The organism is Salmonella sp. A29-2 (assembly GCF_020150755.1).
Classification (GTDB): Bacteria; Pseudomonadota; Gammaproteobacteria; order Enterobacterales; family Enterobacteriaceae; genus Salmonella; species Salmonella enterica.
Genome location: NZ_CP083731.1, coordinates 2,719,131 through 2,743,679 on the forward strand (window position 1 = coordinate 2,719,131; position 24,549 = coordinate 2,743,679).

At 52.3% G+C, this 24,549-nt stretch carries 21 protein-coding genes; 9 read left to right on the top strand and 12 right to left on the bottom strand.

Translation table 11 applies throughout. The features are described 5' to 3' along the window. The first annotated feature begins 10 nt into the window (after positions 1 to 10). Positions 11 to 1,132, top strand: coding sequence for a [50S ribosomal protein L16]-arginine 3-hydroxylase (gene roxA, locus K8W53_RS13360; RefSeq protein WP_000456514.1), 1,122 nt, complete (start codon positions 11 to 13; stop codon positions 1,130 to 1,132). A 39-nt stretch (positions 1,133 to 1,171) separates the two neighbouring features. Here roxA and K8W53_RS13365 read toward each other — a convergent pair whose 3' ends face one another. Together K8W53_RS13365 and pepT are read right to left on the bottom strand one after the other, a co-directional pair. Further along, complete coding sequence (locus tag K8W53_RS13365; protein WP_023203479.1) at positions 1,172 to 2,506, bottom strand: hypothetical protein; 1,335 nt, start codon at positions 2,504 to 2,506, stop codon at positions 1,172 to 1,174. Between the two features lie 3 nt (positions 2,507 to 2,509). Beyond that, the gene (pepT, locus tag K8W53_RS13370; RefSeq protein ID WP_023203480.1) at positions 2,510 to 3,739 is read right to left on the bottom strand and encodes a peptidase T; all 1,230 of its coding nucleotides are present in this window, start codon (positions 3,737 to 3,739) and stop codon (positions 2,510 to 2,512) included. Between the two features lie 250 nt (positions 3,740 to 3,989). On the opposite strand from pepT, the gene potA reads away from it, so the two are divergent. From potA to potD, 5 genes are all read left to right on the top strand, one after another. Further along, the gene (gene potA / locus K8W53_RS13375; RefSeq protein ID WP_000531607.1) at positions 3,990 to 5,126 is read left to right on the top strand and encodes a spermidine/putrescine ABC transporter ATP-binding protein PotA; all 1,137 of its coding nucleotides are present in this window, start codon (positions 3,990 to 3,992) and stop codon (positions 5,124 to 5,126) included. Then, a complete protein-coding gene (gene potB / locus K8W53_RS13380) occupies positions 5,110 to 5,973 on the top strand; it encodes a spermidine/putrescine ABC transporter permease PotB (protein ID WP_000799391.1) in 864 nt (287 codons plus the stop codon). Before potA ends, potB begins: the two co-directional genes overlap by 17 nt. A gap of 328 nt (positions 5,974 to 6,301) precedes the next feature. Beyond that, positions 6,302 to 7,312 (top strand): SPI-2 type III secretion system effector SifA, encoded by a 1,011-nt coding sequence (gene sifA / locus K8W53_RS13385; RefSeq protein WP_052939337.1) that lies wholly within the window; start codon positions 6,302 to 6,304, stop codon positions 7,310 to 7,312. A 315-nt stretch (positions 7,313 to 7,627) separates the two neighbouring features. Beyond that, a complete protein-coding gene (gene potC / locus K8W53_RS13390) occupies positions 7,628 to 8,407 on the top strand; it encodes a spermidine/putrescine ABC transporter permease PotC (RefSeq protein WP_000580299.1) in 780 nt (259 codons plus the stop codon). Positions 8,408 to 8,431: 24 nt separating this feature from the next. Then, positions 8,432 to 9,478, top strand: a complete 1,047-nt coding sequence (gene potD / locus K8W53_RS13395) for a spermidine/putrescine ABC transporter substrate-binding protein PotD (RefSeq protein WP_000759329.1) — start codon at positions 8,432 to 8,434, stop codon at positions 9,476 to 9,478. An 81-nt stretch (positions 9,479 to 9,559) separates the two neighbouring features. On the opposite strand, the gene cobB is transcribed toward potD, so the two are convergent. The 5 genes from cobB to lolC are packed head-to-tail and all read right to left on the bottom strand — an operon-like array spanning position 9,560 to position 14,477. Beyond that, complete coding sequence (gene cobB, locus K8W53_RS13400; protein ID WP_001191856.1) at positions 9,560 to 10,381, bottom strand: Sir2 family NAD+-dependent deacetylase; 822 nt, start codon at positions 10,379 to 10,381, stop codon at positions 9,560 to 9,562. An 18-nt stretch (positions 10,382 to 10,399) separates the two neighbouring features. Then, entirely contained in the window at positions 10,400 to 11,311 is a 912-nt protein-coding gene (gene nagK / locus K8W53_RS13405; protein ID WP_000291330.1) for an N-acetylglucosamine kinase, read from the bottom strand. Positions 11,312 to 11,339: 28 nt separating this feature from the next. After that, positions 11,340 to 12,584, bottom strand: coding sequence for a lipoprotein-releasing ABC transporter permease subunit LolE (gene lolE / locus K8W53_RS13410; protein WP_000168091.1), 1,245 nt, complete (start codon positions 12,582 to 12,584; stop codon positions 11,340 to 11,342). Continuing rightward, entirely contained in the window at positions 12,584 to 13,285 is a 702-nt protein-coding gene (lolD, locus tag K8W53_RS13415; protein ID WP_001033714.1) for a lipoprotein-releasing ABC transporter ATP-binding protein LolD, read from the bottom strand. The genes lolE and lolD overlap by 1 nt, the downstream gene beginning before the upstream one ends. Then, entirely contained in the window at positions 13,278 to 14,477 is a 1,200-nt protein-coding gene (gene lolC, locus K8W53_RS13420) for a lipoprotein-releasing ABC transporter permease subunit LolC (RefSeq protein WP_023224672.1), read from the bottom strand. Before lolC ends, lolD begins: the two co-directional genes overlap by 8 nt. A gap of 337 nt (positions 14,478 to 14,814) precedes the next feature. Between lolC and mfd the strand changes: the two genes are divergently transcribed. Beyond that, on the top strand, positions 14,815 to 18,261 hold the full coding sequence (gene mfd, locus K8W53_RS13425) for a transcription-repair coupling factor (protein WP_001114323.1): 3,447 nt from the start codon (positions 14,815 to 14,817) through the stop codon (positions 18,259 to 18,261). Positions 18,262 to 18,408: 147 nt separating this feature from the next. Then, the gene (ldtC, locus tag K8W53_RS13430; protein ID WP_000482961.1) at positions 18,409 to 19,374 is read left to right on the top strand and encodes a L,D-transpeptidase LdtC; all 966 of its coding nucleotides are present in this window, start codon (positions 18,409 to 18,411) and stop codon (positions 19,372 to 19,374) included. A gap of 96 nt (positions 19,375 to 19,470) precedes the next feature. On the opposite strand, the gene bhsA is transcribed toward ldtC, so the two are convergent. After that, complete coding sequence (gene bhsA, locus K8W53_RS13435) at positions 19,471 to 19,728, bottom strand: multiple stress resistance protein BhsA (RefSeq protein ID WP_000800159.1); 258 nt, start codon at positions 19,726 to 19,728, stop codon at positions 19,471 to 19,473. A 241-nt stretch (positions 19,729 to 19,969) separates the two neighbouring features. Between bhsA and comR the strand changes: the two genes are divergently transcribed. Further along, positions 19,970 to 20,605 carry a TetR family copper-responsive transcriptional repressor ComR gene (gene comR, locus K8W53_RS13440; RefSeq protein ID WP_000205986.1) on the top strand — a complete coding sequence of 212 codons (636 nt, stop codon included), beginning with the start codon at positions 19,970 to 19,972 and terminating at the stop codon, positions 20,603 to 20,605. 74 nt (positions 20,606 to 20,679) lie between these two features. On the opposite strand, the gene K8W53_RS13445 is transcribed toward comR, so the two are convergent. From K8W53_RS13445 to nagZ, 4 genes are all read right to left on the bottom strand, one after another. Beyond that, complete coding sequence (locus K8W53_RS13445) at positions 20,680 to 21,219, bottom strand: glycine zipper 2TM domain-containing protein (protein ID WP_001043449.1); 540 nt, start codon at positions 21,217 to 21,219, stop codon at positions 20,680 to 20,682. Positions 21,220 to 21,397: 178 nt separating this feature from the next. After that, positions 21,398 to 22,702: an NADH-quinone dehydrogenase gene (gene ndh / locus K8W53_RS13450; RefSeq protein ID WP_000211053.1), complete on the bottom strand. Its 1,305-nt coding sequence runs from the start codon at positions 22,700 to 22,702 to the stop codon at positions 21,398 to 21,400. Positions 22,703 to 22,956: 254 nt separating this feature from the next. Further along, a complete protein-coding gene (gene ycfP, locus K8W53_RS13455) occupies positions 22,957 to 23,499 on the bottom strand; it encodes an alpha/beta hydrolase YcfP (RefSeq protein ID WP_000587945.1) in 543 nt (180 codons plus the stop codon). Between the two features lie 24 nt (positions 23,500 to 23,523). Next, positions 23,524 to 24,549 (bottom strand): beta-N-acetylhexosaminidase, encoded by a 1,026-nt coding sequence (gene nagZ / locus K8W53_RS13460; protein WP_000529340.1) that lies wholly within the window; start codon positions 24,547 to 24,549, stop codon positions 23,524 to 23,526.

A 24,549-nucleotide genomic window follows, 5' to 3' on the forward strand; every position in this document is an offset into this window, starting at 1 on the left:
GATACTTAACATGGAATACCAATTAACTCTTAACTGGCCCGACTTTCTTGAACGCCACTGGCAAAAACGCCCGGTGGTCTTAAAACGTGGGTTTAGCAACTTTATCGATCCGCTCTCGCCGGATGAGCTGGCGGGGCTGGCGATGGAAAGCGAAATCGACAGCCGACTCGTTAGCCATCAGGATGGCAAATGGCAGGTCAGCCATGGCCCTTTCGAAAGCTACGATCATCTGGGTGAGAGCAACTGGTCGCTGCTGGTACAGGCGGTAAACCACTGGCATGAACCCACCGCCGCCTTGATGCGCCCGTTCCGCGCTCTGCCGGACTGGCGTATCGACGATCTGATGATCTCCTTTTCCGTTCCCGGCGGCGGCGTTGGCCCGCATCTGGATCAGTATGATGTGTTTATTATCCAGGGAACCGGTCGCCGTCGCTGGCGCGTGGGCGAAAAGCTGCAAATGCGTCAGCACTGCCCACATCCCGACCTGTTACAAGTCGATCCGTTCGAGGCCATTATTGATGAAGAGCTGGAGCCGGGCGACATTCTGTATATTCCGCCAGGATTCCCGCATGAAGGCTATGCGCTGGAAAACGCCATGAACTATTCGGTCGGTTTTCGCGCGCCCAATAGCCGTGAGCTGATCAGCGGTTTTGCCGATTACGTCCTGCAACGGGAGTTGGGCAATACCTACTACAGCGATCCGGATATGCCGTCCCGCAAGCATCCGGCGGATATCCTGCCGCAGGAGATGGATAAACTGCGTAATATGATGCTCGATTTGATCAATCAACCCGCGCATTTCCAACAGTGGCTTGGCGAGTTTCTCTCTCAGTCACGCCACGAACTGGATATTGCGCCGCCGGAGCCGCCGTATCAGCCTGATGAAATTTACGATGCCTTAAAGCAAGGCGAGGTATTAGTACGTCTCGGCGGGCTTCGCGTATTGCGTATCGGCGATGAGGTCTATGCGAATGGCGAAAAAATAGACTCTCCGCATCGCCCCGCTCTGGAGGCGCTCGCCAGTCATATTGCACTGACCGCTGAAAACTTCGGCGATGCGCTGGAAGACCCGTCCTTCCTCGCGATGCTGGCGGCGCTGGTGAATAGCGGATACTGGTTTTTCGAAGGATAAGAACATCGCAATGCCCGGCGACCGCCGGGCTGACGCAAACTATCCACAACGATCGCCGCCAGGTTTGGCGAAATCGTTATATTGCGGATCGCCCGGATAAATCGAGTGGGCCATTCGATGGCGAAATGACAATTGTCGGTAACGTCGCGCCAGTACGTTATCGCCAAGACCTTCGGCAATATTAGCCAGTCGCTGTAATCGTTCATACTGCATCTTTGCTGGATAAGCTACGGCATCAAGCGTAAAGGCGCGTTCCGCAAAGTCTTTTGCTTGTTCAAGCTGTTGATTATTCTGATAAAGCAGCGAAATACCATACAACACCATGGATACGTCGGACTGCCGACGTTTATATTCTTCCAGCAATGGGAGATAGGGGGAGGTACTGTCCAGGTCGATGTTTTCGGGCAAATAAAAGCGTAATCGTGATATTACCGTCGCCATTGGCGTTAAACGGCTCTGGTAATACGCGATAAGTTTAAGGTAGAGATCTTTCGCTTCCTTATAATGATGGCCCTGTGCATAAAAGCCAGCAAGATTATTGCTGTCAACCGTCATTTCGCCGAATTCGGCGCCATAAAGCGTTTGCTCAATTTTTAGCGCCTGACTTAGCGCATTAATCGCCTCGCTAATATGCCCTGCATTATAAGCAATATCCGCTTTCTGCTGCAAAAAAGAGGCGACGCGCTCACGATTATCCCAGGTTTTATCTCGTAAAATAACGCTCAGCCACTGCCGCTCCGTTGCGTCTACCTTCGCCAAATAATAGGCTTTACGCGCACTATCACATTCGACATCCCGCTCTTCCAGCGCATCAGAATAAGCGTCGCGCATCCTGTTTAAGGTATAAACCAATGCCTCCGTCGATGCCTTTTTGTCTTTAAGACGCCACGTTAATGCCTGCTCTTGCCAGGCTATCCGCTGACGGTAATCAACCTTGATCTCGTATCGCCACTGCTCTGTAGGTGAATACTCTATATGGCGATCGTCACCGTAAACATAAAAGGCCGCCAGGTGTTCAAACATATCGGCCCGATCGCCCGGATAAGTGCCCGCCGGAAATGTTTTCATGATTGCCCGCGCTCGCAGCAGCATTTGCGGCGTTAACTCTGGTTTACCCAGCCATTGATAAATATCGCTTTGTAATAGCAGGCTACGAACAAGCTGTATTGAGCGTTTGCCATATTGCCGCGAGGCCAGCCTCACCGCATCATCAATAAACGTCATGCAGGTTTCATCGCCGGTCATAAAACATGCTGCAGATTGTTGCTGGCGCTGGGACCAGGAAGGCGTATATTCGGCGCTCCAGGCAGAAAAATTGATGGCGGAAAATATCCCGCCATAAATAATAAAACGCTTCACCACAATGCGTAACATTCGCTACTGGCCGCGCTTCGCCGTCAGCTCCGCGATACGTACAATCACCTGTACCGCTTTTTCCATCCCCTCCAGCGTCACAAACTCATGTTTACCATGATAGTTATATCCGCCGGTGAAGAGATTAGGACACGGCAAGCCCATAAACGACAGTTGCGCCCCGTCTGTACCGCCGCGAATCGGTTTCATCTCCGGCGTAATATGACAGTCGCGCATGGCCTGCTGGGCGATATCGAGAATATGCGGATGCTCAACCACTTTTTCGCGCATATTGTAATAACTGTCTTCAATCACCAGTTCGATATAGCAGTCCGGATGCAGCCCCTTACCGACTTTTTTGGCAATCTCCATCATTTTGCGTTTACGCGCTTCAAACTGCTTACGGTCGAAATCGCGAATGATGTAGTGCATTTCGGCCCGGTCAACGGTACCTTTCATGCTGGCCAGATGATAAAACCCTTCGTAACCTTCGGTGGTTTCAGGCGCTTCATCCACCGGCACTTCCGCGTGAATCCTCGCCGCCAACGACAGCGCATTGACCATCACGCCTTTCGCCGTACCGGGATGCACGTTATTGCCGACGATTTTGATATTCACCGAGGCGGCATTGAAGTTTTCAAACTCCAGTTCGCCCACGCCGCCGCCGTCGACCGTATAGGCCCACTGCGCGCCAAACTCCTCAACATCGAAGTGCTTCGCGCCTTTCCCTACCTCTTCGTCAGGCGTAAACGCCACTTTAATGTCGCCGTGGGGAATAGGATTACCTTTCAGCACCGCCAGCGCGGTCATGATCTCCGCAACGCCGGCTTTATCGTCCGCGCCCAGCAATGTCTTACCATCGGTAGTAATCAGCGTCTGTCCCAGTAATTGATGCAGTACAGGGAACATCACGGGTGACAACACCTCATCGCCAATCCCTAATGCTATATCGCCGCCGCGATAATTCTCGACAATCTGCGGGTTAACGTTTTTACCGCTGAAATCCGGAGAGGTATCCACATGGGAGATAAAACCAATGGCGGGAATATCCCCCTCAACATTGGCCGGGAGCGTCGCCATCAACGTCCCTTTTTCACTTAATGTAATGTTAACCAGCCCCATCTCTTCGAGCTGCTGTTTGAGCAAACGTAGTAACTTCCACTGCCCCTCAGTGCTGGGAACCTGCCGAACACCCGACTTTGATTGGGTATCCAGCGATACGTAGTGTAAAAAACGCTCAAGTAGTTTATCCATGCAGTCACCCTCACTTTTCGTGACAACATTATTAATAAGCAAGAAAAGACAAATATTGCGTCAGGTCACTTTTATCCCTGCAAACAAGAATATTTCACTTTGACACGCTTTCTGACTATAAAGCTAAGTCAGTAATTCGCAACAAGGATTGGCGATTACAGTGGTTTGCCGTAGAATGACCGCCCTCATTAAGAGTGATTAAGGTGGTTAACCACAAACCCCGCAGCGGTCAGCCATCCGTTGCGTTTACATGGGACAGAGTAAGAAATTGAATAATCAACCGCGTTCGCTTTCACCGCTGGTGCTTTTGTCTGGAATTAGCAAAAGTTTCGATGGCAAAGAGGTCATTTCGCAACTGGATTTGACCATTAACAATGGCGAATTCCTCACGCTGCTTGGCCCTTCCGGCTGCGGTAAAACAACCGTTCTTCGCCTGATTGCCGGCCTGGAAACCGTTGATGCCGGGCATATCATGTTGGATAACCAGGATATCACCCACGTTCCCGCCGAAAATCGTTATGTAAATACCGTATTTCAAAGCTACGCTTTATTTCCGCATATGACGGTGTTTGAAAATGTCGCGTTTGGCTTACGAATGCAAAAAACGCCAGCCGCCGAGATAGCGCCCCGCGTGACCGATGCGCTGCGTATGGTGCAGCTTGAAGAGTTTGCACAACGTAAACCGCACCAGCTTTCTGGCGGACAGCAGCAGCGTGTGGCTATCGCTCGCGCGGTGGTGAATAAACCTCGCCTGTTATTACTGGATGAATCGCTCTCCGCGCTGGACTATAAATTGCGCAAACAAATGCAGAACGAGCTTAAAGCATTACAGCGTAAACTCGGTATCACGTTTGTTTTTGTCACTCACGATCAGGAAGAAGCGCTCACCATGTCCGATCGTATCGTGGTAATGCGTAATGGCGTGATTGAGCAAGACGGCACGCCGCGTGAAATCTATGAAGAGCCAAAAAACCTGTTTGTCGCCGGTTTTATCGGCGAAATTAACCGCTTTGACGCAACCGTCATTGAACGGCTTGATGAACAGCGCGTCCGCGCCAGCGTAGAAGGTCGGGAGTGCAATATATACGTCAATTTCGCTGTCGAACCAGGCCAAAAACTGAACGTCCTGCTGCGACCGGAAGATCTACGCGTCGAAGAGATCAACGATGATAACCACATCGAAGGGCTTATCGGCTACGTGCGCGAGCGCAATTATAAAGGTATGACGCTGGAGTCGGTGGTTGAACTGGAAAATGGCAAAATGGTGATGGTCAGCGAATTCTTCAACGAAGACGATCCTGACTTCGACCATTCACTTGACCAAAAAATGGCCATTAGTTGGGTAGAAAGCTGGGAGGTCGTACTGGCTGATGAAGAACACAAGTAAATTCCAGAATGTAGTGATTGTCACTATCGTCGGTTGGCTTGTGTTATTTGTTTTTCTGCCCAACCTGATGATCATTGGCACCAGCTTTCTAACCCGTGACGACGCCAGTTTCGTCAAGATGGTCTTTACGCTGGATAACTACGCGCGCCTGCTCGATCCGCTCTATTTTGAAGTGCTCCTGCACTCTCTGAATATGGCGCTGATCGCCACCCTCTCCTGCCTGGTGCTGGGCTATCCTTTTGCCTGGTTTCTGGCGAAGTTACCGGAAAAGATACGTCCGTTATTGCTGTTTTTGCTGATCGTTCCTTTCTGGACCAACTCACTGATCCGCATCTATGGGCTGAAAATATTCCTGAGCACTAAAGGTTATCTCAATGAATTCCTGCTGTGGCTGGGCGTGATTGATACGCCGATTCGCATCATGTTCACCCCGAGCGCCGTTATTATCGGCCTGGTTTACATTTTGCTGCCGTTTATGGTCATGCCGCTCTACTCCAGCATTGAGAAGCTCGACAAACCGCTACTGGAGGCCGCACGCGATCTCGGCGCCAGTAAAATGCAAACGTTCATCCGCATCATTATTCCATTAACCATGCCGGGCATTGTCGCCGGTTGCCTGCTCGTGATGCTACCGGCAATGGGCCTGTTCTACGTCTCCGATTTAATGGGTGGCGCGAAAAACCTGCTGATTGGTAACGTCATTAAGGTACAGTTCCTGAATATTCGCGACTGGCCGTTTGGCGCGGCGACCAGCATTACGCTGACCATTGTGATGGGACTCATGCTGTTGATTTACTGGCGGGCTTCCCGCTTGTTGAATAAGAAGGTGAGTGATATAAGCGATTAATTGCGCAACGCTAACAAATCCACACGCATCCAGGCATGAAGTTTATTCAAGGGTAAACTTCATGCCTCCGGCATAAAAAACGCATGAAAGCAGTTGCCGCCAGTATTGCAAATCTACAACATCATCCGCGCCAGGCCTTCTTTTATTTTTACCTGTAGCGACGCTATCACAGACAGTAATGCGTTTATACGCGAAGCTCTCAGGTTTTATACTGATTGCCAGTCTCTTTTAAATATTATATTACATCTGATGCGCCCGCAGTTGAGATAAAAAGGGTCGATTTAATCAATTATGTAGTCATTTTTACTCCAGTTTAAGTGAGATTATTATGCCGATTACAATAGGGAATGGTTTTTTAAAAAGCGAAATACTTATCAATCCCCCAGGGAATACGAAAGAAACATGTTGCAAAGTTTTATGGGAAAAAATTAAAGACCTCTTTTTTTCTACTGGCAAAGCAAAAGCGGACCGTTGTCTACATGAGATGTTGTTTGCCGATTGCACCCCCACACGAGAGCGGCTTACAGAGATTTTTTTTGAGTTAAAGGCATTAGCCTGCGCATCGCAAAGAGATAGATTTCAGGTTCATAATCCTCATGAAAATGATGCCATCATGATTCTTCGTATCATGGATCAAAACGAAGAGAACGAATTGTTACGTATCACTCAAAATACCGATACCTTTAGCTGTGAAGTCATGGGGAAGGTCTATTTTTTAATGAAAGATCGCCCGGATATTTTAAAATCGCATCCACAAATGACGGCCATGATTAATAGAAGATATAGCGACATCGCAGATTACCCCCTCCCTTCGACATTATGTCTCAATCTTGCTGGCGCGCCGACATTATCGGTTTCATTAGACAACATAGAGGGGTATTTATATTCTGAATTGAGAAAAGGACATTTAGATGAGTGGAAAACGCAAGAAAAGGTAACCTACCTGGCAGCGAAAATTCAGTCTGGGATTGAAAAGACAACGCGCATTTTACAGCATGCGAATATATCCGAAAGTGCTCAGCAAAACGCATTTTTAGAAACAATGGCGATGTGTGGATTAAAACAGCTTGAAATACCACCACCGCATACCCACATACCTATTGAAAAAATGGTAAAAGAGGTTTTACTGGCGGATAAGACGTTTCAGGCGTTCCTCGTAACGGATCCCAGCACCAGCCAAAGTATGTTAGCTGAGATAATCGAAGCCATCTCTGATAAGGTTTTTCACGCCATTTTTAGAATAGACCCCCAGGCTATACAAAAAATGGCGGAAGAACAGTTAACCACGCTACACGTTCGCTCAGAACAACAAAGCGGCTGCTTATGTTGTTTTTTATAAAATCAGACGACGCTTTCTCAGACGTCACGTTCAGGGTTTACTCACGTACTTCCTGTTTGCCTACAGAGTAACCTCTTGCCTGGCGCAATAATGCCGCATATGACCGGATCGGATGAGAATAGTCATTTAAATGGCCTTTTTTTCCCGCTCGTCTGGCAATTTGTTGTAAAATTCGCGGCTTCAAGCGGCAGCTTGCTTCTTCCTGGCTGCTGATAACCGCGAGACGTTTTGGAGAGATTTTGGAGAAGAGAAAAAATTGATCATTTTCAATACTCTAAAAGCACCCCATCCTCTGAATAAGAAGGTGGAACTTGAATGATCGGTCGGCTGCTCCGTGGCGGTTTCATGACTGCCATCTATGCGTATCTGTATATTCCCATCATTATTCTGATCGTGAACTCCTTCAACAGTTCGCGATTCGGCATTAACTGGCAGGGCTTTACCACTAAATGGTACGAACTCCTGGTCAATAACGACAGTCTGTTGCAGGCCGCTCAACATTCACTGACGATGGCGATTTTTTCAGCGACCTTCGCCACGTTGATTGGCTCGTTAACCGCGGTGGCGCTTTATCGCTACCGCTTTCGCGGGAAGCCATTCGTCAGCGGGATGCTGTTTGTAGTAATGATGTCGCCGGATATCGTGATGGCGATCTCCCTGCTGGTGCTGTTTATGTTACTCGGCATTCAACTGGGCTTTTGGTCGTTGCTGTTCTCGCACATCACCTTTAGCCTGCCGTTTGTGGTCGTCACGGTCTATTCGCGCCTGAAAGGCTTTGATGTCAGAATGCTGGAAGCCGCAAAAGACCTGGGGGCCAGTGAGGTAACGATTTTACGCAAAATCATTCTGCCGCTGGCGATGCCGGCGGTGGCGGCGGGCTGGTTGCTGAGCTTTACGTTGTCGATGGACGATGTAGTAGTCTCGTCGTTTGTCACCGGGCCGGGCTATGAAATTTTACCCTTAAAGATTTATTCCATGGTAAAAGTCGGCGTTTCACCAGAAGTGAACGCGCTGGCGACCGTTTTATTGGTGCTGTCTCTGGTAATGGTCATTGCCAGCCAGCTTATTGCTCGTGATAAAACCAAGGGCCGATAAGGCCCGTAATTCAGGGGACGTTAAATGAAAAAATGGTCACGCCACCTGCTCGCGGCGGGCGCCCTGGCGCTGGGTATGAGTGCCGCTCATGCCTCCGACAACGACACGCTCTATTTCTATAACTGGACTGAGTATGTGCCGCCGGGCCTGCTGGAACAGTTCACTAAAGAGACAGGCATTAAGGTGATTTATTCGACCTACGAGTCGAACGAAACCATGTATGCCAAACTCAAAACCTATAAAGATGGCGCGTATGACCTGGTTGTTCCTTCTACATACTATGTCGACAAAATGCGCAAAGAAGGCATGATCCAGAAGATCGATAAGTCGAAATTAACCAATTTCCACAACCTCGATCCGGAAATGCTCAACAAACCGTTTGACCCCAACAACGATTATTCTGTCCCGTATATCTGGGGCGCAACGGCGATTGGCGTGAACAGCGATGCTATCGATCCAAAAACCATTACCAGCTGGGCTGACTTGTGGAAACCGGAATATAAAAACAGCCTGCTTTTAACCGACGATGCGCGAGAAGTCTTCCAGATGGCGCTGCGCAAGCTAGGTTATTCCGGTAACACTACCGATCCGAAAGAGATTGAAGCGGCATATGAAGAGTTGAAAAAACTGATGCCGAACGTAGCGGCCTTCAACTCCGATAATCCGGCGAATCCGTATATGGAAGGGGAAGTCAACCTGGGGATGGTGTGGAACGGTTCGGCCTTCGTTGCTCGTCAGGCTGGCACGCCGCTGGAGGTCGTCTGGCCGAAGGAAGGCGGTATTTTCTGGATGGACAGCCTGGCTATTCCGGCGAACGCGAAAAATAAAGAGGGCGCGCTGAAGCTAATCAACTTCCTGCTGCGTCCTGACGTCGCGAAAGAGGTGGCAGAAACCATCGGCTACCCTACCCCCAACCTGGCGGCGCGTAAGCTGTTAAGCCCGGAGGTCGCCAATGATAAGTCGCTCTATCCGGATGCGCAAACCATCAGCAAAGGCGAGTGGCAAAACGATGTCGGCGACGCCAGCGCCATTTATGAAGAGTATTATCAGAAGCTAAAAGCAGGACGCTAATTCAGCCAAAGCGCCTGTCGGGCCTACAGATGAACGTAACGTGAAATGTAGGCCGGATAAGGCGTTACCGGGCAAACAGCACTACAGCCCTTTCAGGAATTTATCAACAAATTCCGGCACAACCTGGCTTGCCGGGCCGTAGTGCTTCTCTTCAAACTCGCTGCCGACCTGGCTTGGCTCAAGATTCAGTTCCACCGTATGTGCGCCGTGCAGTTTTGCTTCATGCACAAAACCCGCAGCCGGATAGACATGACCGGATGTGCCAATGGCGATAAAAATATCCGCCATCGACAGCGCCATATAAATTTCATCCATGCCAAGCGGCATCTCGCCAAACCACACCACGTGCGGACGTAGCGGCGCCGGGAACTGGCAGCAGTGACATTTATCTTCCGGCATCACATCGCCGTTCCATTCCAGAATCTGGCCGCTTTGCGAACAGCGCACCTTCAACAGCTCGCCATGCATATGAATGATGTTGCGATTGCCCGCGCGTTCATGCAAATTGTCGATGTTTTGAGTCACCAGCAAAAAGCGATCGCCAAGCGCTTCTTCAAGCTTCGCTAACGCCAGATGCGCCGCATTGGGTTGTATTTCCGGCTGTTGAAGCTGCTGACGGCGAGCATTATAAAATGTCTGCACCAGCCCCGGATTACGGGCGAATCCTTCCGGCGTGGCCACATCTTCAACCCGATGCTCTTCCCAAAGGCCATCCGCCGCACGAAACGTACGAATACCAGACTCTGCAGAAATTCCTGCACCTGTAAGGACTAATACTCTTGGGTTTTCCATCATTTCCGGCACCACTCTGTCTCTGAAAAAGATCCGCTGGCGCAGACGTTCACGCAACAGACGTTTATTTTTACGAAAGCGGCTTAATCGATGAAACCGACGCGACTGCATAACAACCTCTTTTTTTGATTAGTCGGTAAGATGTAAAAAAGCAGCACCGCGCATCCCACCTGCATCCCCATGCCGCGCACGCTCAATGCGCGGCGCGCGGGCAACAGGGAGGAGATGGCGCGGCAGTCTTTCCGCCAGTTGCGTTGTTATTGCCGTAAAGTTCGATAGTCCGCCGCCGATCACCAATAAATCGGGATCGACAATCGTCAGTATATTCCCCAGACAAACCGCCAGTAAATCCAGATAGCGCTCAACATGCGCGTGCGCCTGCTCATCGCCCTGCTCCCACAACGCGATAATCTCCGGCGCCTGCAGCGATTGATCATAATAATGCTGATATAGCCACGCAAACCCGCGCCCGGACAGATAATTCTCAATGCAGCCCATCTGGCCGCATCCACAACGGCGGAGAGGAAAATCAAACCCCATCAACGTTAGCGCGTCAACCGGCAAACGCATATGACCAAACTCGCCAGTGATATAGCTCTGACCAGTAATCGGCTTCCCATTTAGCACCAGGCCGCCGCCGACGCCGGTGCCGAGGATAAGCCCCATAACCAAAGGGTATTGCGTGAATTCATCATCCCAGGCTTCGGACAAGGCAAAACAGTTAGCGTCATTGTCCAGACGCACATCGCGATCCAGTCGGGCGCTGAGATCGGCGCGCAACGGCTTACCGCTGGCTGCCGGGACATTCGCGGCGTACAGCGTGCCGTCTTCGGTTTCCGGCATACCGGGTATGCCAATCCCTACCGACCCTTTTACGCCAAATCGCTGGTCGGCTTCCGCGACCAGCTCGCACACGGCGTCTAAAAAGGCGCTATAGCTGGTATGGGGCGTGGGAACCCGTTTTTCCCACTGCAGCCGCCGCGTTGAGTCAAATACGCCTAACGCAATCTTTGTTCCGCCAATGTCAAACCCGTAATACATCACCGCTCCTTGTTTTTATATTCCGCGATTACTGGCCGCTCAATACTCGCGCAGGGTCAATGTTGCTCGCCCGCCGCGCCGGATACCAGCTCGCCAGTAAGCTTAACAACAACGCCGTGACCAGTACGTAAACAACGTCCAGCCAATGTAATTCGGATGGCAGGAAGTCGATAAAATAGATATCGCCGGACAAAAACTGATGCCCGATCGCCTTTTCAATCCCATTAATAATGGCGGTAAGCTGAAGCGAAACGACAACGCCGATCGCCACGCCAATCAAGCTGCCCAGCAAGCCCGCCAGTAGTCCGTACCAGACGAAAATGGCACGAATCAAACCATCTTTCGCCCCCAGCGTTCTTAATACCGCAATGTCGCCGCTTTTGTCTTTTACCGCCATCACTAAGGTGGAAACGATATTAAAACAGGCCACGCCGATCACCAAAATCATCGCCAGATACATAATGGCGCGAATCATCTGGATATCGCGATACATATAGCCGTAGGTGCCGATCCAGCTCTTAATGTAGACATAGCTGTTAGTCACCTCACCCGCGTCACGCACCAGTTTGTTCGCGTTAAACACGTCATGGACTTTAAGCGCGATACCGGAAACGCTGGACCCCATATCCAGATACTGCTGCGCATCCTCAAGCGGGATCATGGCGAAGCTGTGATCGAGCTGGCCGCTCAGTTGCAGAATCCCGATGACATGCAAACGCACGCGTTTGGGCTGGAGCAGCTTATGGTCGGCATTCGCATTGGGGATCATGATGGACACCCAGTCGCCCTGTTTCACGTTCAGCGCATCGGCGACGCCTTTACCGATAATGATCTGCTGCTCGCCCGCTTTGAAATGATCCCAGGCGTGATTTTGCACAAATGACGGTAACGCGCTAAGCTGCTGCTCTTGCTTAGGGTCGACGCCTTTAACCTGAATGGCGCGCAAATTCGCCCCGCTCTCTACCAGGCCGGTAAAATTGATATACGGCGCGGCGGCGGCAATGCCCGGCACCTTCTGCACTTTTGCCAGCGCTTCACGCCAGTTGGTCCACGGCTGATTGACCGCTTCAATCTCCCCGTGCGGAACCACCGCCAGAATACGGTTATTCAACTCGCGTTCGAAACCGTTCATCGCGCTTAAACCGACAATCAATACCGCCACGCCCAGCGCGATACCGATGGTAGAAATGACGGAAATGAGCGAAACCATACCGCCGCGCCGCCGTCCACGGCTGAAACGCAAGCCAATTAACAATGATAAAGGCGACGCCATTACTCAGCCCCCATCAGGCTCAGTTCCGCCGTCAGGCGGCCATCGCGCATCTCAAGCTGGCGGCTCATACGTTTCGCCAGTTGCAAATCGTGAGTCACCACCAGAAACGCGGTTCCCTGCAGACGATTTAACTCGCCCAGAAGCTCAAAAATACTGTCGGCATTACGCGCATCCAGATTACCGGTCGGCTCATCCGCCAGTACCAGACGCGGGTTATTCACCAACGCGCGCGCTATCGCGACACGCTGGCGCTCACCGCCGGAAAGTTCCGAAGGTCGATGGGTTGCGCGATGCTCCAGCCCTACAGCATGCAACATTTCTCGCGCCCGAGCGTCAATCTCCGCCGGTTTCTTTTTGCCAATCAATAATGGCATCGCCACGTTTTCCAGCGCCGTAAAATCCGGCAGGAGATGATGAAACTGATAGATAAACCCCAGTTTCTGGTTACGTAATTCCGCTTTTGCCGCAGAAGAGAGTTTGCTCATCGGCTGGCCGCTAAAAATCACATCGCCGGAGGTAGGCGTATCCAGCCCGCCTAACAGATGCAGCAACGTACTTTTACCCGAACCGGAACTGCCGACGATCGCCATCATTTCGCCTTCGCCGATACTGAAGCTGACATCGTGCAACACGTCGGTTTGTACGGTGCCTTCCTGATAGCGTTTGCACAGGTTGTCGCATTGCAACAGGATCTTATTCATAACGTAAAGCCTCAGCGGGTTGAGTGGCGGCAGCGCGCCAGGAAGGATAAAGCGTAGAAAGCAGCGCGATGGCCATTGCCACCAGCGCGATAACGATCACCTGTAACGGCTCTATCGCCACGGGCAACGCAGCGCCATCCAGAAACGCGCCGATGATCGGCATCAGGTTATTCAGTTGGCTGGCAAGCAATGCGCCCAGCGCGGCGCCCAACAGCGCGCCGATAATCCCGGCGCTGGCGCCCTGCACCATAAAGACCATCATAATTTGTCGCGGCGTCAGCCCTTGAGTTTGTAAAATCGCCACTTCGCCCTGCTTCTCCATGACCATCAGACCCAACGAAGTAATAATGTTAAAAGCCGCGACCGCCACGATGAGGCTCAGCAACAATCCCATCATGTTCTTTTCCATGCGCACAGCCTGGAACAACTCGCCTTTACGTTCGCGCCAGTCCTGCCACTTAGTGCCTTGCGGCAGCGTCTGTTGGCTGAGGGTATCGACTTGCAGAGGTTCATCCAGCCACAGACGCCAGCCGGTAATATTGCCTGCCGGATAGCGCATTAAACGCGACGCGTCCTGAATATTGACCAGCATTTCATAGCCATCGACCTCGCTATTGGCGGCAAATGTGCCAATCACCGTAAACAGACGCTGGCTGGGCAGACGTCCCATTGGCGTAAACTGGCTGGCAGATGGCACCATTAGCCGAATCTGATCGCCGCGGTTGACCCCTAACTGTCCGGCGAGCTGCTCGCCGAGGATGACATTATACTTACCCGGCTGTAATTCGCTTTGCTTCACATTGACCAGATACGGCGTTAACGGATCTTTTTGCGCCGGCTCGATACCCAACATCACGCCAACCGCAACGCTACGCGCGCTTTGCAGTACGACATCGCCCGTCGTCAGCGGCGCAATACGGTTAACGCCTTGCAGATTCACCGCTTTTTCCGGCATCTGATTCGGGTTAAGAGAACCATGTTTAGCAGAGAGGATGGCCTGAGGCATCAAACCAAGAATGTTATTTTGCAGTTCGCGCTCAAAACCGTTCATCACCGACAATACCGTGACCAGCGCCATCACCCCCAGGGTAATGCCGATAGTGGAAAGCCAGGAAACGAAGCGACCGAAGCGATCTGCTGCACGCCCGCGCATGTAACGCAGGCCGATGAATAGAGCGACAGGTTGATACATGTAATCCGTCTGGTTGCTGTTAGCAAAGTCCCGAGTATATAAGCGAAAGCGGAATGCGTAAATGTCTGAACCGTAAGAGTTCGTCAGCGCTATTCTGAATAAGGCCGACAAATCAAGTCACTTACATGTTCATACTTTACCTGTTCGACGTGTTATCCGGCGGATTCAATTTGCTAATAAACAACGATCGCGGATAATAAAGAACATTGCTTATCAGTCATATGCCCCTGAATACCTGAGTCCTTCATGCTGTCCCGGCGCGCAGCCAACCATGAAGCAGCCTGAAGGGTGACGCGTAGAGTGCGGCGTAAAACAAAAAGAGATACTGACAACCGTTATGCCTGAAAAACAACGTTACACGCTGCCGACAAAAGCGGGCGATCAGCGCCAGTTGGGCGAACTTACCGGCGCCGCCTGCGCTACGCTGGTGGCGGAGATAGCCGAACGCCATGCCGGTCCGGTGGTACTCATAGCGCCTGACATGCAAAATGCTCTGCGATTGCATGATGAAATCCGCCAGTTTACCGATCAGATGGTGATGAACCTGGCGGACTGGGAAACGCTACCGTATGACAGCTTCTCCCCGCATCAGGAAATTATCTCTTCGCGCCTGTCCACGCTCTACCAGTTGCCGTCAATGCAGCGCGGCGTCTTGATTGTACCGGTAAACACCCTGATGCAGCGCGTTTGTCCGCATAGCTATCTGCATGGTCATGCGCTGGTGATGAAAAAAGGCCAGCGGCTGTCCCGCGACGCTCTGCGCGCGCAGCTTGACAGCGCCGGTTATCGGCATGTCGATCAGGTGATGGAGCATGGCGAATACGCGACGCGCGGCGCGCTGTTGGATCTCTTTCCGATGGGCAGCGAACAACCTTATCGCCTCGACTTTTTTGATGATGAAATCGACAGCCTGCGTCTGTTTGACGCGGATACCCAACGTACGCTGGAGGAGGTCGAGGCCATCAATTTGTTGCCCGCGCACGAATTTCCTACCGACAAAGCCGCTATTGAGCTTTTCCGTAGCCAGTGGCGCGATACCTTTGAGGTAAAACGCGACGCCGAGCACATCTATCAGCAGGTTAGCAAAGGCACCTTGCCCGCCGGGATCGAATACTGGCAGCCGCTCTTTTTCAGCGAACCGTTACCGCCATTATTTAGCTATTTCCCCGCCAATACTCTGGTGGTGAATACCGGCTCGCTGGAAACCAGCGCCGAACGCTTTCAGGCCGATACGCTGGCACGTTTTGAAAATCGCGGCGTCGATCCTATGCGCCCGCTTTTGCCGCCGGAAGCCCTCTGGCTACGGGTAGATGAGCTCTTTTCCGAGCTTAAACGCTGGCCTCGCCTCCAGCTTAAAACCGACCATCTGCCGGAAAAAGCCGCCAATACCAATCTTGGTTTCCAGAAATTACCGGATTTGGCTATCCAGGCACAGCAGAAAGCGCCGCTGGACGCGCTGCGTAAATTCCTCGAATCTTTCAGCGGTCCGGTGATTTTTTCGGTGGAAAGCGAAGGACGCCGCGAAGCGCTGGGAGAGCTCCTGGCTCGCATAAAAATCGCGCCGAAGCGAATATTACGCCTGGACGAGGCGCAGGATGCGGGACGCTATCTGATGATTGGCGCCGCAGAACATGGCTTTATCGACACCCAACGCAATCTGGCGCTGATTTGTGAAAGCGATCTCTTGGGTGAGCGGGTGGCGCGTCGCCGCCTGGATTCCCGCCGCACGATCAACCCGGATACGTTGATTCGTAACCTGGCGGAGCTCCACGTCGGTCAACCGGTAGTGCATCTGGAGCACGGCGTCGGACGCTATGCCGGCATGACCACTCTGGAGGCTGGCGGCATCAAGGGTGAGTATCTGATGCTCACCTACGCCAATGACGCCAAACTGTATGTGCCGGTCTCCTCATTGCATCTGATTAGCCGCTATGCCGGCGGCGCGGAAGAAAGTGCGCCGCTGCATAAACTGGGCGGCGACGCCTGGTCGCGCGCCCGGCAGAAAGCGGCGGAAAAAGTGCGCGATGTCGCAGCGGAACTGTTGGATATTTATGCGCAACGGGCGGCAAAAGAGGGGTTTGCCTTTAAGCATGATCGTGAGCAGTATCAGTTATTCTGCGACAGCTTCCCGTTTGAAACGACGCCCGATCAGGCACAGGCGATTAACGCCGTATTGAGCGATATGTGCCAACCGCTGGCGATGGACAGGCTGGTGTGCGGCGACGTCGGCTTCGGCAAAACCGAAGTGGCGATGCGCGCCGCGTTCCTGGCGGTGGAAAACCATAAACAAGTAGCGGTACTGGTGCCGACCACGCTGCTGGCGCAGCAACACTATGATAACTTCCGCGACCGTTTCGCCAACTGGCCGGTACGCATTGAGATGCTGTCCCGCTTTCGCAGCGCCAAAGAGCAGACACAAATCCTGGCGGAAGCCGCCGAGGGTAAGATCGATATTCTGATCGGTACGCATAAACTGCTACAAAGCGATGTGAAGCTGCGCGACCTGGGCCTGCTGATTGTCGATGAAGAGCACCGTTTCGGCGTGCGCCACAAAGAGCGAATTAAGGCGATGCGCGCCGATGTCGATATTCTGACGCTCACGGCGACGCCGATCCCGCGGACGCTGAATATGGCGATGAGCGGTATGCGCGATCTCTCCATTATCGCCACTCCCCCTGCCCGTCGTCTGGCGGTAAAAACCTTTGTCCGCGAGTATGATAGCCTGGTAGTAAGGGAAGCGATTCTGCGTGAAATCCTGCGCGGCGGTCAGGTTTACTATTTGTACAATGACGTCGAAAATATTCAGAAAGCCGCAGAGCGGCTGGCGGAACTGGTACCGGAAGCGCGAATCGCTATAGGCCACGGGCAGATGCGCGAACGTGAGCTGGAACGGGTCATGAACGATTTCCACCATCAACGTTTTAACGTGCTGGTGTGTACTACCATTATCGAAACGGGGATCGACATTCCCACCGCTAACACGATCATCATTGAACGCGCGGATCATTTCGGCCTCGCGCAGTTGCACCAGCTGCGTGGCCGCGTTGGGCGCTCGCACCACCAGGCCTACGCCTGGCTGTTGACGCCACATCCTAAGGCCATGACCACCGATGCGCAAAAACGGCTGGAGGCGATTGCGTCGCTGGAGGATTTAGGCGCCGGGTTTGCGCTGGCGACCCACGATCTGGAGATCCGCGGCGCGGGCGAACTGCTTGGCGAAGAGCAAAGCGGCTCAATGGAAACCATCGGCTTCTCACTCTACATGGAATTGCTGGAAAACGCCGTCGATGCGCTGAAAGCAGGCCGCGAACCCTCGCTGGAAGATCTCACCAGTCAGCAAACGGAAGTCGAGCTGCGAATGCCGTCGTTACTGCCGGATGATTTTATTCCGGATGTTAATACCCGGCTGTCATTCTATAAACGCATTGCCAGCGCGAAGAACGAAAACGAGCTGGAAGAGATCAAAGTGGAATTGATCGACCGCTTCGGCCTGCTGCCCGATCCGGCGCGTAATCTGCTGGATATCGCACGCCTGCGCCAACAGGCGCAAAAGCTCGGCATCCGAAAACTGGAGGGTAACGAGAAAGGCGGAACGATTGAGTTCGCCGAGAAAAACCACGTTGACCCCGCCTGGCTTATCGGGTTGCTGCAAAAACAGCCGCAGCATTTCCGTCTGGATGGCCCGACGCGTCTCAAGTTTATTCAGGATTTAAGCGAACGTAAAACGCGTATAGACTGGGTACGCCAGTTTATGCAGCAACTGGAAGAAAACGCTATTGCATAAGCGTCAGGCCGGGCGTCATTACTCTGCGTCCGGCCTAATCTTTACAAATTCTTTGCACTTCCCTGCAGTTCCAGACACAGCCAGCCGCCATAATTCTTATTTCCTCTTTTATAAAAATAACCACATAATAATCATGGGTTTATTATAATGTTCAACAATACGCGACTCTCTCGCTGGTGGGCGTTGTTTGCGCTTACCGCGACCATCATGCTTGCCCTTCCCGCGCAGGCGAATACGTGGCCTCTTCCGCCCCCCGGCAGTCGACTGGTGGGAGAAAATAAATTCCATGTCGTTGAAGACGACGGCGGCTCGCTGGAGGCGATCGCCAAAAAATATAACGTGGGCTTTTTAGCCCTGTTACAGGCCAACCCCGGCATTGATCCTTACGTGCCACGCGCAGGCAGCGTGCTAACGATTCCGCTGCAAACGCTGCTACCGGACGCGCCACGTGAAGGTATCGTCATTAACCTCGCGGAATTACGGCTTTACTATTATCAACCGGGGAAAAATACGGTCACGGTCTACCCTATCGGGATTGGCCAACTAGGCGGCGATACCCTGACGCCAACGATGGTGACGACCATTTCGGATAAACGCGCCAATCCAACCTGGACGCCGACCGCCAATATTCGCGCCCGTTATAAAGCGCAAGGCATCGATCTCCCCGCCGTGGTGCCTGCCGGTCCCGATAACCCAATGGGGCATCACGCGATTCGTTTAGCGGCCTACGGCGGCGTCTATCTGTTACATGGCACGAATGCCGATTTTGGCATTGGTATGCGCGTCAGTTCCGGCTGTATCCGTCTGCGCGACGGTGATATAGAGACATTGTTCCGTCAGGTCACGCCGGGAACCAAAGTGAATATTATCAATACGCCGATTAAAGCCTCGGTGGAGCCAGGCGGCGTGCGACTGGTGGAAGTTCATCAGCCGCTGTCTAAAAATATAGGCGACGATCCGCAGGTGCTGCCGATTGTGCTGAATGGCCCGATGCAGGCCTTTAAGGACGCGCCGCAGACCGATGCTGCGGTGATGGAACATGTTATGGAAGTGCGTTCCGGAATGCCGGTGGATGTAACCCGTCAAGCAGAGGCGAAACCGCAGTCGCTGTAAGCGTGAATAGCTGACCGACAAAAAAGCCTCGCGATGCATCGCGAGGCTTTCTTTTTTTATTGTGGCAATCGCAGCGGCATTAATGAGGGTTAATGCTTACTTATAGATTACCGCCGTACCGTGGAGGGTATTCGGGCCGGTAACAGAGGTAATACGGAAAGACTTCGCCCCCATCTCCTGCGCTTTTTGCGCCAGCTGATCTTCCAGCGAGCCCAGATTCGTGCCGCCATTCGCGGAAATGGTGCCGAACTTCTGTTGACCTTCTGGCGTTGCCTGAACTTCAACGGCGGCGAAGCTGGCGAATGAGAGCGAACTCAGTACGGCAGCAGCGATGAGGGTTTTTACGTTTTTCATAGTGATGACCTTTAGCAGATGAATGGGTGTCGTAAGCATTAACTTAACGATCGATAAGTTAATCATAGATGTGATCTACATCACACGTCAACTTCTTTTTATAATGATCGTTATATAATTTATAAAGATGTTATTTTTCATGTGAATAGAATTGATTTATTTTTCTAATGAATACTCTGGAGCCAGAAGTGGTTTGTTTTTATAATAGAGAGACCGCTCTTTAAACAGGTACAACGGCATCATGACAACGGATACCACGAGTTGCGCGAAGAAAAGCCGTGGCCGACCAAAAGTGTTCGACAGGGAAGCCGCGCTTGATAAGGCCATGACTCTCTTCTGGCAGCACGGCTATGAAGCAACTTCGCTTGCCGATCTCGTAGAGGCTACCGGGGCGAAAGCGCCTACTCTCTATGCGGAATTCACTAACAAAGAAGGATTATTTCGCGCTGTCCTGGATCGCTACATCACTCGCTTTGCCTCAAAACACGAAGCCCAGCTCTTTTGTGAAGAGAAAAGCGTAGAATCGGCGCTGGAAGATTACTTCACAGAAATTGCCGCCTGCTTTACCAGTACAGACACGCCGGCTGGCTGCTTTATGATTAATACGTCCGCCACCCTGGCCGCCTCCTCGCGCGATATCGCCCGCACGGTAAAATCACGCCACGCCATGCAGGAACAGACGCTCATCCAGTTTCTGCGCCAACGTCAGGAGCGCGGTGAAATTCCGGCGCACTGTAACCCGCAGGCGCTCGCAGAATATATAAACTGTATTTTACAGGGAATGTCGATCAGCGCCCGTGAAGGTGCCACCTTCGAACAACTGATGCAAATTACGCGTACGACTCTGCGCATCTGGCCTGAACTGCTCAAGTCCTGAACGACGCGGCTTCGGATAAAAAAAAGCCCCTCAGCCTGAGCGAATGAGGGGCTAACTTGCAGAGTACAGCTTTTTTATGCTTTGTTATTCAGAACCAGTTGGCCATTGCCGTCGAGGGGAATTTGCGTTCCGGGGTCTTTATCCATGCGGATTTTGCCCTGCTGATCGCCAATTTTGTAGGTCACGTCGTAGCCAAGCATCTTTTCAGATTTGTCATACACCGTCTTACAGCGTTGCTGCGTGGTAGTGTAGGTATCACTTTCTTGCATTGATCCCTGGATTTGATTGCCAGCATAACCGCCGCCCAGCGCCCCGACGACCGTCGCCACATCTTTACCACGACCGCCGCCAAATTGATGTCCAATCACGCCGCCTGCTACTGCGCCAAGCACCGAGCCGGCAATACGGTTTTCGTCCTGAACCGGTCTGCGATGCGTGACCGTGACATTACGGCACTCCTGACGCGGCGTTTTTACCGTCTCTTTAATCGGTTTAGCCGATATCACCTGCGCATACTGCGGACCACGATCAAATACGTTGAGACTGGCCACTGCCGCCACACCCAGCGCAGCCGCTACGCCAATCCCTATACCCGCCAACATTGATTTATTCACGGGAGTTCCTCCTTCGTTGCTATTGGTAACAATTTTGCAACCAGTATGCGAACAAAGCCAATCGGAATGAGGATGAAAAATGCGGGATGAGGCGGTAAAGCTGAAGGATTCGGACAACTCCGAAGCAAGAGATGGAGAAGCGCTCACCGGCGCGAGCAGCCGGTGAGACGCAGAGAAATTAATGCAGTTTCAGGCGCGGACGAATGACGCGGTTAATACTGCCCACCAGCATCATCAGGCCGGTTTTAAAGTATCCATGCAGCGCTATCTGGTGCATACGGTATAGCGAGATATACACGAAGCGGGCGATACGTCCTTCAATCATCATTGAACCGCGGGTCAGGTTCCCCATCAGACTACCCACGGTAGAGAAGTTGGACAGAGAGACCAGCGAACCATGATCTTTATACTGGTAAGCTTTCAGCGGTTTGCCATTCATCTGCGCCAGAATGTTATTCATCGCGCAGGTAGCCATCTGATGCGCCGCCTGAGCGCGAGGCGGCACAAAACCTCCCTCCGGACGTGCGCAGGAAGCGCAGTCGCCAATCGCATAAATATCAGGATCGCGCGTGGTTTGCAGCGTCGGTTCCACCACCAGTTGGTTAATGCGGTTCGTTTCCAGACCACCAATCTCTTTCATAAAATCTGGCGCTTTGATACCCGCCGCCCACACCATCAGATCGGCCTGAATATATTCACCTTCTTTCGTATGCAGACCGCCTTCGTCGGCGCTGGTGACCATAGTTTGCGTCAGCACGCGAACGCCCAGTTTGGTCAGTTCATTATGCGCGGCGCTGGAGATACGCGGCGGCAACGCAGGCAGAATACGCTCGCCAGCCTCAACCAACGTCACGTTCAGCGCGTCGTTGGTCAGCCCCTTATAACCATAGCTATGCAGCTGTTTTACCGCATTATGCAGTTCAGCCGACAGCTCAACCCCCGTCGCACCGCCGCCAACGATGGCGATATTGACCTTACCGTTCGCGCCCAGATTAGCCGAATACTTGAGGAACAGGTTCAGCATCTCCTGGTGAAAACGGCGCGCCTGATGCGGGTTATCGAGGAAGATACAGTGCTCTTTCACGCCCGGCGTGTTGAAATCATTAGAGGTGCTGCCCAGCGCCATCACCAGCGTGTCATACGCGATTTTGCGCTCCGGCACCAGCAGTTCGCCCTTTTCATCACGTAACTCGGCAATGGTGATGGTTTTCGCTTCGCGATCGATATCCATCACCGACCCCAGCTGGAACTGGAAACCATGATTACGCGCATGAGCCAGATAGCTCAGCGCATCCACGCCTTCGTCCAGAGAGCCAGTCGCCACTTCGTGCAGCAATGGTTTCCACAGATGGCTGTGATTTCTGTCTACCAGCGTGATTTTCGCTTTTTTCTTGCGCCCCAGTTTATGGCCTAACTGCGTCGCCATTTCCAGCCCGCCAGCGCCGCCGCCGACAATCACGATCTTTTTTAATGGTGTAGTCAACGTGACCCCCTTAAATTTATTAACCAATTGTTAATTAAAAGTTATTAGTATAGCCTTTAATTAACAACAAGTTACGTTAATGAGAATAAGCTTCTGATATGAGAATAGCATGAACGGTGCATTGGTCATACCAAAATTGATGTGCATCAAGTTTTCATGCTGAAAAGATAGACAGTTTGCGAGAATTGAGCATAAAAAAACCAGCCGCAAGGCTGGTTATCCGGTCACTGATAACGCCATATTGCCGGATGGCGTTACCCCAGCGTTTTAAACGCTTTGATACGTTGCAAGTGCGGCGAAATATTTTTGAATTTGTGAGTCTGTTCCTCATCCCACACAATTTCATAATACGGGTGAAGCGCTTGCGCTGAGCGTTGGCTGTCCAGCGCTTCGTCATGACGCGAGAGGATCACCAGACAACGATCGCGATTTTTTTCGCGAAAGTTGGTCACGCACTTTGTAGCGATGTCCGCATATTCTTCCGGGCGATCGATTTTCCCCTCCATGTTTTCATAGGGGAACAGGTTCGGGTTAAAAACCACCTGACGGATATCGCACAAAAAGCCAATCCGCTCCGCCCAGTAACCGCCCAGCCCCACGCCACAGATTAAAGGGCGCTCGTCCACATTCAACTGCAACATTTTGTCCACTTCTTTCAGCAGATGCTGCATATCGTGCTTAGGATGCCGCGTACTGTAGCTTACCAGCCGAACATCCGGGTCGATAAACTGTAATTGCAACACTTTTTCATGGTTGCCCGGACTATTTGAATCAAAACCGTGTAAATAAATAATCATCTGGCACCCTCACGAAAACTCGAGTTAATGACCTGCTTTTTCTTCCTGCCAGCGTTCATGTAACTGGTTGAGCTGGGCGCTGGCTGTTTTCCAGCGTGCTGAGTCCATGAGCTCCCGGCGTGAAAATGAACCTTTATGATACAAACGTGTAACACGTTCTGCTTTGATCGGCGACAGATTATCCAGCACGCTGACTGCGCCTTTACGATTATTGCAGACCAGAATCATATCGCAACCCGCATCCAGCGACGCCTGAGCGCGCTCAGCATAGCTGCCCATAATCGCCGCGCCCTCCATCGACAGATCGTCGGAGAAAATGACGCCGTCAAAGCCTAACTCCTGACGCAACACCGTTTTCAGCCAGTACGGCGAACCGCTTGCCGGACGCGGATCGATAGCGCGGTAGATCACGTGGGCAGGCATAATCGCATCCAGTTTATTCTCGCTAATCAGCGTGCGGAACACCGACATATCTTTACCACGAATGTCCGTTTCAGGACGTGGATCGCACGGCGTCTCTTTGTGGGAGTCCGCCGTGACCGCGCCGTGGCCGGGGAAATGCTTACCGGTCGTTTTCATCCCGGCGTCATGCATGCCGTCAATAAAGCGCGTTGCCATTGCCAACGCTTTTGCGGGATCGGCATGATAGGAGCGCTCGCCAATTGCCGCGCTGATATGCCCGACGTCCAGCACTGGCGCAAAACTGATATCAATATCCATCGCGATCATTTCGCTGGCCATCAGCCACCCTGCCTCCTGCGCCAGTCGTCCCCCCTCTTCCAGCCCATGCAGCGCAAAAAAAGATTGCGCCGCGGGCAGGCGGGTAAACCCTTCACGGAAACGCTGTACGCGCCCGCCTTCCTGATCGACGGCCACCACCAGATGGTTACGCGATGCCGCCCGAATCTGGCGCACTAATTCGCGCAGCTGTTCCGGGTCATGGTAATTACGCGTGAACAGAATAAGCCCGCCAACCAGCGGATGCGCCAGTATCTCGCGCTCCTCCGCATCCAGCTCACATCCTTCGACATTCAACATTACTGGGCCCAC